This window comes from Pontibacter diazotrophicus (genome assembly GCF_003367245.1).
GTDB classification, from domain to species: Bacteria; Bacteroidota; Bacteroidia; order Cytophagales; family Hymenobacteraceae; genus Pontibacter; species Pontibacter diazotrophicus.
This window is the reverse complement of sequence record NZ_QRGR01000023.1, coordinates 92,671-106,260: the sequence shown is the minus strand read 5'-3', so window position 1 is coordinate 106,260 and position 13,590 is coordinate 92,671. Positions and strand designations below refer to the sequence as shown.

8 protein-coding genes are annotated in these 13,590 nt (G+C 49.2%); all 8 read right to left on the bottom strand.

Annotation, left to right across the window (positions count from 1 at the left end; genetic code table 11):
• Positions 1-287: 287 nt before the first annotated feature.
• A complete protein-coding gene (gene uxaC / locus DXT99_RS19395; RefSeq protein ID WP_115567241.1) occupies positions 288-1,748 on the bottom strand; it encodes a glucuronate isomerase in 1,461 nt (486 codons plus the stop codon).
• 12 nt (positions 1,749-1,760) lie between these two features.
• Positions 1,761-2,933 (bottom strand): mannonate dehydratase, encoded by a 1,173-nt coding sequence (uxuA, locus tag DXT99_RS19390; RefSeq protein ID WP_115567240.1) that lies wholly within the window; start codon positions 2,931-2,933, stop codon positions 1,761-1,763.
• A 42-nt stretch (positions 2,934-2,975) separates the two neighbouring features.
• Complete coding sequence (locus DXT99_RS19385) at positions 2,976-3,797, bottom strand: SDR family oxidoreductase (protein WP_115567239.1); 822 nt, start codon at positions 3,795-3,797, stop codon at positions 2,976-2,978.
• A 349-nt stretch (positions 3,798-4,146) separates the two neighbouring features.
• Positions 4,147-5,217: a LacI family DNA-binding transcriptional regulator gene (locus DXT99_RS19380; protein WP_220273410.1), complete on the bottom strand. Its 1,071-nt coding sequence runs from the start codon at positions 5,215-5,217 to the stop codon at positions 4,147-4,149.
• A gap of 249 nt (positions 5,218-5,466) precedes the next feature.
• Positions 5,467-6,816, bottom strand: a complete 1,350-nt coding sequence (locus tag DXT99_RS19375) for a Gfo/Idh/MocA family protein (RefSeq protein ID WP_115567238.1) — start codon at positions 6,814-6,816, stop codon at positions 5,467-5,469.
• Positions 6,817-6,965: 149 nt separating this feature from the next.
• A complete protein-coding gene (locus DXT99_RS19370) occupies positions 6,966-8,300 on the bottom strand; it encodes a 3-keto-disaccharide hydrolase (protein ID WP_246000861.1) in 1,335 nt (444 codons plus the stop codon).
• 404 nt (positions 8,301-8,704) lie between these two features.
• The gene (locus tag DXT99_RS19365) at positions 8,705-10,345 is read right to left on the bottom strand and encodes a RagB/SusD family nutrient uptake outer membrane protein (RefSeq protein WP_181885182.1); all 1,641 of its coding nucleotides are present in this window, start codon (positions 10,343-10,345) and stop codon (positions 8,705-8,707) included.
• A gap of 20 nt (positions 10,346-10,365) precedes the next feature.
• Positions 10,366-13,401, bottom strand: a complete 3,036-nt coding sequence (locus DXT99_RS19360; RefSeq protein ID WP_115567236.1) for a SusC/RagA family TonB-linked outer membrane protein — start codon at positions 13,399-13,401, stop codon at positions 10,366-10,368.
• Between the last annotated feature and the right edge of the window lie 189 nt (positions 13,402-13,590).

Below are 13,590 nucleotides of genomic sequence, written 5' to 3'. Positions count from 1 at the left end.
AAGCTCTACATTATGGCATGAGCCAAAAGGCTCATGCCTGTTATTGTTGGGCCTCCGGCCTCATTGCTCAAGTTAAATATTTGTTAATGTGTAAAAAAGAACCCACCCCTACCCCTCCGAGGAGGGGAATTTTCCTCCTATGCGTAATTCCCCTCCTCGGAGGGGTAGGGGTGGGTTTCATCAATGCGAATCACACAACCCTGCTTGTCTTATTCCACCAGGCCAGAGGCCTCACGATATTCATCACGAGCCAAGAGGCTCGCGCTATAATTTTCTCGCGTTCTGCTTTAAAAAGTGAAATAATTCCTGGCGTTGTAGTAGCAGATGTCCTGCACCATCTTTCCTATCCATGGGATATCTGCCGGCAACAGGCCCTGCTCTACATCATCTCCGAACATATTGCACAACAGCCTTCTGAAGTATTCGTGCCTGGGGTATGACAGGAAGGAACGAGAGTCAGTCAGCATACCGATGAAGCAACTGATAAGGCCCATGTTAGAAAGTGTGTTCATTTGCTCTTTCATGCCGTCCAGTTGATCCAGGAACCACCAGCCGGAGCCGAACTGTATTTTGCCTTTTGTGCCGGCGCTCTGGAAGTTGCCCGCCATGGCGGCGAAGGCAGCATTATCGGCAGGATTCAGGTTATAGATAACGGTTTTAGTCAGCTTGTCTTCTTTCTCCAGGGCATTGAAGAAGGCAGCCATATTCGTTGCCTGCGGGAAATCGCCGATGGAGTCGTAACCCGTATCGGGGCCGTTGATTTCCAGCATGCGGGTATTGCTATTGCGCAGCGCACCCAGGTGAAACTGTTGCACCCATCCTCTTTCGTGATACATCCTGCAAAGCTCCATCAATAGCAGGCTTGCGAACTCCTGCTCATGCGCGGCAGCCTCCTGATCGTTGCCATCCAGAACGGCAGCAAACACTTCTTCCAGCTTTCCGCTGCTGGTACTGCTATAAGGCATAAACGACAAGCCATGGTCAGAAACGCGGCAACCATTAGCGTGGAAAAAATCCACCCGCTGCTGCAGCGCTTCCAGTAAGGTATCTATATTGGAAACAGCCACTCCACTTGCTTCAGAAAGCTTTTGAAGATATGCCCTGAAAGCCTCCCCTCCTGCTAAATTCAGCGCCTTGTCTGGCCGGAAAGACGGCAACACCTTTATGTTGAAATCCGAAGCGGCTATCTGCTGATGATACTCCAGGTTATCTGTTGGGTCGTCGGTTGTACCGACCATTTCCACTCCAAAGTGCTGCAGTAAGCCTCTTGGGGTAAACTCTGGTTTCTGCAACAGATCATTGCAATGGGCATACACCTCTGATGCGTTCTCCTCTGTCAGCAGTTCCGTCACGCCAAAGGGATTCTTGAGTTCCATGTGCGTCCAGTGGTACAGCGGATTGCGCATGGTATAAGGCACTGCTTTGGCCCAGGTCGTGAACTTCTCTTCGTCCGTGGCGTCGCCGGTAATGTATTTTTCTTCGATTCCCAACGTGCGGAGGGCCCGCCACTTATAATGGTCTCCCGCCAGCCAGATATCCGTCATGTTTTTGAAGGGTTTGTTCTCCGCAATGGCCTTTGGGGATAAGTGACAATGGTAATCTATAATAGGCAGCTCCCTGGCATATTCGTGGTACAGCAGCTTGGCTGTTTCTGTTTGCAACAGGAAATCTTCACTCATAAAACCGTTCTTCGGCTGTGAGTACCGGCGCTCTGCAGCAGCGGGTACTATCAGGTCATTTTCGTTCATGGGAGTACTGCTTTAGTTTTTAAAAATTGTTTTTTCTATACCCATCTCCAGGCCCCGCAGCTCTGCCAGCCCACGCAATCTGCCAATGGCAGAATAACCGGGGTTGGTGACTTTGTGCAGGTCATCGAGCATCTGGTGGCCGTGGTCTGGCCGGAACGGGATGGGCTGCTCCCGCTTTCTGTTGATAGTAATCAGCTCTTCCATCACCGCGTACATGTCCACATCGCCCTCCAGGTGGTTAGCCTCATAAAAGTTTCCGTGTTCATCCCGCTGCGTGCTTCGCAGGTGCACAAAGTTGATACGGTCGGCAAACTGCCTCACTATCCCCGGCAGGTCATTGTCGGCCCTCACCCCGAAAGAGCCGGTGCAGAAGCACAGGCCGTTGCTCAGAGACGGAACCGCCTGTACCAGGGCCTCCACATCGGCGGCAGTGCTCACCACCCTTGGCAGCCCCAGGATGCTGTAAGGCGGGTCGTCGGGATGTATTACCATTTTCACACCGGCTTCCTCGGCCACCGGAACCACCTCCTGCAGGAAGTAGACCAGGTGCTGCCGTAGTTTGTCTGCATCAATGCCTGCATAGGTATCCAGGGCCTGCTGGAACTGCTCTACTGTAAAACTCTCTTCGCTGCCAGGCAGCCCTGCAATAATGTTTCGTTCCAGCAGCAACTTCTCTTCCCCACTCATTTCACTGAACCGCTGCTTTGCCCTCTCCAGGTCCTGCGCTGCGTAATCGTTCTCCGCACCTTTCCGCTGGAGTATATATACATCAAAGGCAATAAAAGCCGCCAATTCGAAGCGCAGCGCCTTTGAACCGTCTTCCACTGTATAACTCAGATCTGTCCGGGTCCAGTCCAACACCGGCATAAAGTTGTAGGTGACGATGTAAATGCCACAGGCAGCCAGGTTCCTCACCGACTGCTTATAGTTTTCAATATAGGCTTTAAAGTTGCCGGTTTGTGTTTTGATAGCTTCGTGTACCGGCACGCTTTCCACCACACTCCATATCAATCCGGCACGCTCCACTTCACTTTTCCGCTTCTGGATTTCCTCCACAGGCCATACTTCTCCATTAGGTATATGATGCAGCGCCGTAACGATGTCCGTGGCACCGGCCTGTTTGATATCCTGTAAGGAAACCGGGTCCTTAGGTCCGTACCATCTCCAGCTTTGTAACAGTGGCATATTTTCTGATTAGATTATTAGATGTTATAACCCTGGATAAGCCTACACGCCGCTAAAGGCATTAAAGCCGCCATCTACTAAAATCGTTTCTCCGCTCACGAATTTAGACGCATCGCTCAACAGGTAGATAAGCGTACCTGTCAATTCCTCCGGGTTTCCCAGCCTTCGGAAGGGCGTATTGTTGATAAATTTCTGGGCCCTGTCAGTGTAGCCTCCATCAGCGTTCAGGAGCAGCGTTCTGTTCTGCTCCGTCAGGAACACACCGGGCGCAATGGCATTCACCCGCACGCCATCGCCGTAGCGCTGCGCCAGTTCCACCGCCATCCATTGCGTATAAGCCTCCACCGCCTTTTTAGCTATCGTGTAACCCAGCACCCTGGTCAGTGGCCGTTGCGCCGTCAGCGACGAGATGTTTACGATGGCTCCTTTTCCCTTTTCGGCGATAACCCTGCCGAAGACCTGCGTCGGGATAATGGTGCCGAACAGGTTAAGGTCTACCGCCTTTTTAGTGTCTTCTATTTTGGTATCAAACAGGTTCTGGTCCGGCATCACGGTGGCTCCCGGAATATTGCCGCCGGCAGCGTTCACTAGGCCGTCAATCGTTCCCCATGCCTCCAGTATGGCTTCTTTGGCCGACTGCATCTCCTTTTCATCCAGCACGTCGCCCAGCACCGCCATGGCCTCTCCGCCTGCAGCCTCTATGGCAGCCACCCGCTCTTCGGCACGCTCCCTGTTGCGCCCCAGTATGGCCACTTTGGCACCGGCCTGTCCTATGGCAAGTGACATGGCTTCTCCCAGGATGCCGGTGGCTCCTGTCATCACAATTACTTTGCCTGCTAATGAAAACTGTTCAATTCCGCTCATGTGTTGTTATTTGATTTCATACTTCTGTTCCCTGCTAACCAGAGACCTTGTTATCTATATAAAGCTCCTCGCGAAGCGCTATCTACCATTGTAAAGATTCTGCCTTTCATGTAAGTACACCGCCCGAAGGTAGAAAGCGATTAATCCCTTACCTTTTCAGGCAAACAGCAACTATCTAAACAGGCATACCTAATCACCGCTTTTGTTACTCAAGCGGTTCTGCACCTGCTTTTTGCAACTGCATTTTCATCAATCAGCTACAAGCCATCCCGCAATCGATTGCATAAAACACTAAAAAAAGGCATACCTTTATTTTTGTTTAATTATTCTTTTAAGGTATAACAAATAATTAACAGGTCAAACTTAAAGCTTTACTAGATTCACGTTTAATGAGCTCTATGGGGGTGGTAAGTGAAATAAAGCTCCTGCCAGGCCTTACGTTTTGCCGGACTAAATCCATGATAAGCCTTGCTGCATGCTCCCCCATCTCATAAGGGAACTGTTCAACTGAAGTAATGGCCGGATGAACAATCTGCACACGCGGATCATTGGAATATCCTGCCAGCTTTAAATCTTCGGGTATGCTCAGCTTCAGCTTGTTGGCATACTCCATCACGGCGATGGCTGTCGTGTCATTGCTTGTAAAAAAGGCATCCGGATAGGGCTCCTCCGCAAACAACACCTGGCATGTTTTCAGCGCATTTTCATGCGTTAACTCATGGAAGAACACCAGGCTTTCGTCCAAAGCGACCTTGTGTTTTTTTAGTGCGTCCTGATAGCCGGCATAGCGTTCACTGTACAGGCTACAGCTGAGCGGGCCACTGATATGCGCAATACGGCGACAGCCCTGCTCCAGCAAGTGGAGGGTTGACTTATAAGCTCCCTGATAGTCATCGCCTTTTATTTTGTGGGCGGAGTACCCTTTCGGCACTCTGTCATAAAACACCAACGGAACATTGGCCTTTGAAAAAACATCAAACGGTGAAAAGTCTTCGGTGTACAGCGTGGTTGAAACTATCAGCCCCTCCACGCGCAAGGCATGCAGTACGTTCACAAGTTGCTTTTCCAGCGCCGGCGATTCATTTGACTGAAAAATCATCAGGTTGTAGTCACACTTCTGCAGCTCATTCTGGATGGCCGTGATAACCGCTGACTGAAAGTACATGGAAATCCGGGGCACAATCAGCCCGATAATATTGGATTTGCTTTTGCGAAGGCTCGATGCCATGGCATTCAGTTGGTAGCCTGCTTTTTCCACCGCCTGCTTTACCCGTTCTTTCGTCTCCTCGCTAACATGCGGATGGTTACTCAACGCTCTTGAAACGGTAGAGGTAGACACTCCCAGTTCACGGGCTATATCTTTTAGTCTGTGCTGCGATTGTCTGCTCATGTTCACGCTACCATTATCCGCTGGAATCATATTTGCATTTAAATATATCGAATTTTACTCTCACCCATGGCACAAAAAGCGGCACAAGTAGCACAATAAAAAGCGCTATCTATGCTAATGCATTGACTATCTGTTCTCTGCAGCGGCCTTAACCATTCAAAAAACAGCGTAATTTTCCTGCTTCTTAGCTCTAGCCCTTTAAATTTAAAGACTGCAGCTTAGAAACCAGGCTACTCGACCAACGGCCAGCTTTGCACTATCCCTTACCAGGTATTTGTGCTAGCTTGCCACAACGTCCTGCTTCGCATCATCGAAGGTAACGCGCTTGCCTGTTTGCATGGCTACCCGCGTCATGATGTTGGCAACGGAGTGGTTGTAACCGGCCTTTACAGAAGCATTTGGCGTCTGGCGGCTGCGCACGCACTCCATCCAGTTGCGCATGTGCAGCGAAGTCATCGGGTCGCCGCCTGTATTGGCGTCTGTAGAAACTTTTGCCTGGTCAGGCAGGGTATAATCCGTCAGCAAGTTAGCCTGCATATTCATATCGTCCGCCTGGTTTTTAGATAAGCCACCCTCCGACGTGATCTTGTTTGTGTCCAGGTTCAGCATACCGCCATTGGAGTAGTATAACTCCTTCACGCCACCGGCTGAGTTGCTGAATCGGGAAGAGTACACCACCTGGAAACCTTTGGACGCATCGTTTGCCGGACCATAATCAAAAACGGCTGTTAAGGTATCAGGGTTTTCACGGCCATCATTCCACATGTAAATACCGCCGTTGGCCGCCACGCTTCGCGGATGGTCCAGCCCTGTAAACCAATGCACGGTATCTATCTGGTGCGACATCCACTGCCCCGGTATGCCGGATGAGTAAGGCCAGAACAAACGGTACTCCAGGTATTTCCGCGGATCCCAGTCTACTTTCGGCCGGTTCATCAGGTAGCGTTCCCAGTCCGTGTCTTCCTTCCGGATCTGGCTCACCAGGTCAGGTCTCCTCCAACGCCCTGGCTGGTTCACGTTCCAGGTCATCTCCACCATTTTGATATCTCCGAACTTGCCGGAATTAATGTACTCGTTTGCTGCAATGTAGTTCGGAGCACTACGTCGCTGCGAGCCGATCTGCACGATTTTACCGGTCTCTTCTACCGCTTTGAGGATAGCGCGGGCATCTTCCATGGTTTCTGCCATCGGCTTCTCCAGGTATACATCCTTTCCGTTGCGCACCGCTTCCACGCCCATCAACGCATGCTGGAAATCAGCTGTGCTGATGATGACTGCATCAATGTCCTTTTTAGAGTAGAGTTCATCGTTATTGCGGTACTTCTTAAGCTTGATGCCATGCTTTTCCTTTACATAAGCCTCTGCCTCATCGCGGCGGCGGTTCCAGATATCAGACACGCCTACGAACTCGAAATTCAGTTCTTTTGCATGGCCCATCATCGCCGGGTATAAGGAATGTTTAAATCGATCAGAGAAGCCAATAATCCCGACTCTTACCCTGTCGTTGGCACCCAGAATCTTCCCGTAACTTTTGGCACTAAAGCCCATTCCAATTACAGATAAGCCGACTGTTCCAAGAACAGCTTTTTTGAGAAAGTCTCTCCGGTTATTATTATCCTTGTGATCCATTCCTTTGTTCGTTATAGTTTGAACATTATTTAAAATCCATTACAAAACTGACTTCTGTTTTCGTAAGCCCAGGAATAGAAGCCCACTATACTTCCGGGTAACTTATACCTAAAAGTATAGTAGCTTATATTCCTGGCACTTTCATAGCACTACAATTCTTTGATTTTGATGCTTCTGAATGCTACATTGTTTCCGTGGTCCTGCAGCAGGATATGGCCTTTCTCAGCCTCTCCAAAATTTTCCCAGTTCTTGTATTTACTCTGAGCTACCAGGTTGCGAAACTCTTCAGACCCTCTTTCATACTCCAGCACTTTAATGCCATTCAGCCAGTGCTCCACTGTTTTATCAGGTCTTACTATCAGGCGCGCCTGGTTCCATTCACCAATAGGCTTCAGAAAGCGCTTGTTTTTCTCAGAGGTCTTCAAGTCATACAAAGAAGCAATCGTACGGTTCCCATCCCGGCCCATTTTAGCGTCCGGGTGCTTTTCGTCGTCCAGCAGCTGGTACTCCAGGCCGATGGCAGATGCGTTTTGTACATTTTCTTTTTCAGTGACAAAGTATTTGATGCCGCTATTAGCGCCTTCTGTCAGCTTAAACTGAACCTGCAGGTCGAAAGCATCATACTCTTTCTCCGTCACAATGTCTCCGCCGTGCACAGATTCGCCGCCGCCTGATTCCAGCACATGCAACTCACCGTCCTGCACTTTCCAGCCACCTTCCGGAAACTTATCTTTATAAGCCCCTCGCCAGCCTTCGGTCGTTTCGCCGTCCCAGAGCAGGCTCCACCCCTGTTCTTTCTCCTGTTCTGTCAGGGTGTTGGGCACAAGGTTAACGACAAAGGCATCATGCCCTTCGCGGTGCTCCAAATCTGAGGTTTTGATGCGGATGTTCCGCCACTTGATTTCTTTTCCGGCGTCTTCGGCATTTCCGATGGAATGCACCTGCAGGGCTATGAGTCCGCTGGGCGTCATGTCATCCACAACTGCCGCAACAGGTACATCGTTGATCCAGGTTTTGATCTTGTTGCCAATGGCTTCGATCCGGGCCTTATTCCACTCGCCCTTTTTAAAGGCCGACTGGGCATCCGGGTTCAGCGAAAGCGGGTACAGCCATCCGCGCCTGGCCTCGTCATATATTCCCCCGGTCCACTTCCTGTCGGATGGATCCAGCTCAAACTGATACCCGTGTACACGGCCACCCATCACAGCTGGGTCTGAAATGCTGCGAAACTGCACACCGCTGTTGATGTCGTTATCCAGCATTACCTCAAACTCTAGGATATAATCCCCATATTCTTTATCGGCAGCCAGAAAGCTATTGGGAGAATTCATGGTGGTTGTTCCGACAATGGCCCCATCCTCTACTCTATAGGCGGCACTGCCGTTTACCTGTTCCCAACCAGTCAGGTCGTTGCCGTTGAATAGCTGTGTCCAACCACTCTCCTGTGCAGCTTCTGTACCCTGCGCAGTTTGGGTAGTCTGCACAGTTTCATTACTTCTTGAGGCGCACCCAGACTGGATGCAGGTGACAGGAAACAATAATAGCAAGAGGGGCAAATGACTTCTTTTCATCTTTTTTATGTTTTAAAAATAAATTATTGTTTTAAGGGTAGCGCAGGCTTAATTAAACCCAAACAAGGATTAGAACTTCCAGAATTTTATAAGCCCTTCTGTTGAACCATACAACATCGTTCTGCCGAAACACTATTGTTATACTTCCTACTCCTGTTCAGTCAGCTTCATCTGCCAAACTCTTATAGCAATATAACTATTTCTCAGTAAACTATGGCAGGCAGAGCACCATCTATAAAGTGTGCACTTCGAAGTCTTCCTAAACTAACTGTAAAGATTCCGTTCAGCTCCATGATATGAAGCTGAACGGAATCTGATTAGTAGCCAGGGTTCTGAGCAAATTCAGAAGTGGTACGGTCTATCTGGTCCTGAGGTATTGGGCGGAGTACATGGTGCGCCTGTATATTGCCTCCTCCATAGGGGTTGTGTTCTCTCACACGCTCTACTAGTTCACCGGTTCTTACCAAATCAAACCAGCGGAACATCTCTCCCACTAATTCACGGGCCCTTTCATCAAGTATAAAGTCAATATTCAGTTGGTCCGGTGAGACCATCATCGCCTGCCGGTGCTGCTCTGTTTCTTCAGGAGTATCACCAACTCTCGCAGACCTCAACCTCAGCGTGTTGATGTACTCCGCTGCTTCCTCTGCCTGGCCACTCATCATAAGCGCTTCTGCTGCGATAAGGTAGGTTTCTGCCAGACGCATCATCGGGAAGTCCCGTACACCAGGTGCCTGATTATCGGGGCGTATAGCGTCATCAAACTTTATCAATGAGGGATAGAGCTTGGGCGTATATCTGCTTGGTGTAAGTACCTGATAAGACTTGCTTTCTATAACGCTGGCAGGAAGCTCTACCCCTGGCAGCCATATAGCAGTATCACCTACACTATAGGCAGGCGCTCCATTTACCTGAGGGATAGTGGCTGCATTGTTTGCATAGTAAACTCTTTTAAAGAACTTATCATACCGCACATCATTGGCACGATCATCATATACTTCGTTTAACAGGAAATCAGTAGGTCTGAAACGCTTCCATGGAGTTCCGTTTAACATATCTCTCTTCATGCCTGGTTCTACATCATACTGCATCAGCACAAAGCGGCTTGCGTTATTAGGACCATCCCCATTGTAGATTTGATCATTGATGTACTGGGCGGCAAAAATCATTTCAGGATTATTCTCGTTACCCTGGGCAAACACCTCTGCCACATCAGGCAGCAGGGTGTAGCTGTAGTCATTGATAACGGTTTTGGCAAGCGTTGCGGCACGCTCATAATCTGTCGGCTGGGCAGCAACGGAAGAGGCGCGCGTTAACAGCACCCTGGCCAGCAAGTGCTCTGCAGCAGGCTTCACCGCTCTTCCCCAGTCGTTTGTAGTCGCAGGAAGTCTGCTGATAGCGTCTTCCAGATCTGTCACAATAACGTCATACACTTCCGCTACACTAGACCGGCCTGACTCTGTCTCCACCTGTTGTGTCTCCTCGAGGGTAATGTGTACCGGGCCGAACATTTGCACCAGAACAAAGTAATGATGCGCCCGCAGAAACTTTGCTTCCCCAATTCTGATAGTCCGGGTAGCGTCGTTCATGTTCGTTATCTCCGGGGCACGCTCAATGATGGCATTGGCTGTATTGATGCCTACATAAAAGTTGTTCCAGATTTCTCTACTGTACTGGTTGCGGGCATCTAGCTGTGAGGAGTAAGTATCAAAATACTTAAAGCTTCCATCAGACCCCTGCATGTAAATATCAGTGCCAAAAACAGTTGTTGTCATGCCTCGCTCTACACCGTAGAACTGTCGCAAGGGTTGGTATGCAGCCACTACGGCAGCCTCCAGGCCCTCGCTTGTGCCAATAAAGCTACCTGTTAGTTGGGTTCGCACATCCTCATCCAACAAATTATTGCAGGAAGTGGTAAGGCAGGATAGTAGTAACAGGCTAAATATATGTCGTTTCATAAAATTCGGTTTTTAAGCTTCTAAAATCTAACATTCAATCCTAACAGGTACTGTGAATAAGAAGGGGTATCCTGGCGTGGAAACTCCGGGTCTATACCCTTATGATCGCTTACATAAGAAGAAAAGATTAGCGGTTGCTGCGCCGTGGCATACACTCTCACGGAGCTTAGTCCTACCTTCTCCGTAAGCGTTTCAGGAAGGTTATAACCGAGGTTAATGTTTCGCACTTTCACGAAGGAGCCACTAAAGTATCTTAAAGTACTCGCGTAAATCGGGCTTTCCTGGTTTTGATTTGGCCTTGGGTAGGCATTTGTTGGATTTTCAGGAGTCCAGTAATCTACGTCCAAGCTGTTGTAACGGCCAAACAGATTAATTGGCCCTCCCTCGTGGATGTTACTGATAATGGTGTTGCCGAATTGCCCGAACACAAAGAAAGACAGGTCGAAGTTCTTGTAAGCAAAACGGTGGGTCATGCCTCCCTGCCAGCTAGGTCTTGGCGTACCGAGTATTACTCTGTCAGCGGCTGTAATCTGATTGTCGCCGTTTACGTCTCTTACTCTTATTTCTCCAGGTACCTGCCCAAACTGGTCTGCCTGCTCCTCTTCGCCTAGTTGCCAGATCCCTATCTTCTCGTAGTCATAGTATACATTGATTGGCTGGCCAATAAACCACTGGCTTCCCACATCATCTGTCTTGCCGCCGTACAATTCTACGATTTCCTCTCTGTTTGCAAATGCATTCAGATCTACAGACCAGTTAAAGTCATTGCCCGGAATGATGATAGCAGAGAGACCGAACTCAATACCTGAGTTGCGGGTACTGCCAATATTCTCTAACACGCTGCCAAAGCCACTGGTGAAAGGAAGCTGGCGCTGCAAAAGCAGATCTCTTGTATTTTGGCGATAAAGTTCAATACTACCGGACACACGGTTGTTCCAGAGCCCATAATCTACTCCTACGTTGTAGGAGGTGGTTGTCTCCCAACGCAGGGCATCATTTCTGATAGACCCTGGTCTGAAACCAAACAAGCCTGTGTTTCCGAAAGAATACGTTGTGCGGGACAAAGTGCCCTGGGTTTGGTAAGGGTTTATACCTGTGTTACCCGTTTCGCCATAGCTTGCGCGCATCCGTAGTGTTGTCAGCCAGGACACATCCTGCATGAACGCTTCGTTGCTGACGTTCCAGCCCAATGCCACCGAAGGGAAAAAACCCCATTTGTTTCCTTCAGCAAAGCGCGAAGAACCATCTGCACGACCGGTAAGGGTCAGCAGGTACCGGCTGTCGTAGCCATAGTTTGCCCGTGCCATGTAAGACAGGATATTCCATTTCTGATAGTAAGATCCCACACCAGTCACTTTTGAGGCAGCTCCTAAGTTATGGTACCGCATACCTTCAGCGGGCACACCCTGCACATCAATTCTGGTTTCCTCCTGCTGCCGCTGCTGCACACTGTATAAGCCCGTAAAGTTCAGGCTGTGCTTGCCAGCAAAAGTTTTGTTGTAGTTGACGATGTTCTCGAGGGTATAATTGAACACCTGGTTTTCATCTGTGTGAGCAGTGGGGTCATTACCGCGGCGGGCATTGGTATAGCGCCCGGTAAAGTTGCCTTTTCGGCTCTGTATCAGGTCTGGCCCGAAGTTAAGCCGGTACGTTAGCCCCTCGGCTATTTTCAATTCGCCATACAGGCTACTGAAAATGCGAAAGCGATCTTCCCTGTTCACATGTGCACCGTCCTGTATTTCGCTCAGCGGGTTAGAGCGCAAGCCGTCATTCGTGGGAAGGAAGATGAGGTTTCCTTCTTCATCATATGGTACACCCAGTGGATTTTCTGCCAGCGCATCGTCATACGGATTCAAGTCAAGCCCGTTCAGCACACTTCTACTTGCCAGGGAGGACACCCCAATTTTTATCCGGTCCCCTATTTGCTGGTCTAAGTTAACCCGTAGCGTATAACGCGACATGTCCTGAATTTTGATAATGCCATTGTCCTCAAAATAGTTGAGGGAGATAGCGTATCTGGTGTTTTCTGTACCGCCGTTTACACCCAGCTGGTGGTTTTGTATTACCCCCTTTCGCAGCATGTGCTCCTGGTAGTCAGTAGAGCGCCCTGAGCGGATAGACTCCAGCTCAACAGGCTCAAAAAGTTCTTCGTCAGAGGCTTGTGGATTACTATCGTCGTAGTCGCCGGTGGCTCTCCTCGATTCACGCTTATACTCTGCAAACTCAGCACCGTTCATCATGTCTATTTTGCCCAGCGCCTGAGAAAAGCCTATATAAGTATCATAGGTTACCTGCGGTTTGCCCACAGTTCCTCTTTTAGTTGTAACCAGCACAACGCCGTTCGCCCCCCTTGAACCGTAGATAGCAGTAGCGGATGCATCTTTCAGCACCTCTATCGAGGCGATATCCTGCGGTGCGATGTCATTGATACCACCCGTTATCGGAATACCATCAAGCACATACAACGGATCGTTGTTCGCAGAAAAAGAGCGGTTTCCCCGCACCCTCACCTCTACACCTGCTCCGGGCCGGGTTCCGGCCATTGTTACGTTTACCCCAGCCACGCGCCCCTGTAGTGCCTGAGCAGCATTCGTAATAGGTAATTCCTGAATTTCTTCAGCCTTCACCGAGCTAACTGCACCTGTTACATCGCTCTTTTTCTGAGTACCATACCCTACCACCACTACTTCCTCAAGTGCTTTTGTATCCTCCTGCAGCACCACATTCACAGTGGTTTGGCCTGTTAAAGGAACCTCCTTGGAAACAAAACCTACAAAAGAGAAAACCAGCGTGCCCGATGCCTGTGGAAGGCGAAGCGCAAAGGTACCGTCCACTCCCGTAGTTGCTCCGTTCGCGGTTCCTTTCGCGACTACTGTTACCCCCGGAAGTGGTTCTCCTTTACTGGAGGTAACTTTACCCTCTACCACTACATCTGCCACTTTCGTGTTGATGCCGGGTGTATACCCCTCTGCTGTGGCTAATAGCTCTGCCTTTACGGAAACCTCTGTAAGGCCTAGTAGTAGCACTAAAAAGGTAATTTTTGTAAAATTTGCCATAAGCGATATTTTTTAAAATTGTTTTAAAAGGTGAAACTGGTAAGCTAAGACAGCCTTAACAGACTGATAGATTAAGTAAGAGTAAAACAAACCTGCTATTTATTATATATCTTAATTCAGCTTCCTGGAATCGATTGTAGGAATGATAGTAAAAACGCCCTTATTTCGTATTTCCCAGGTTTCAAATTG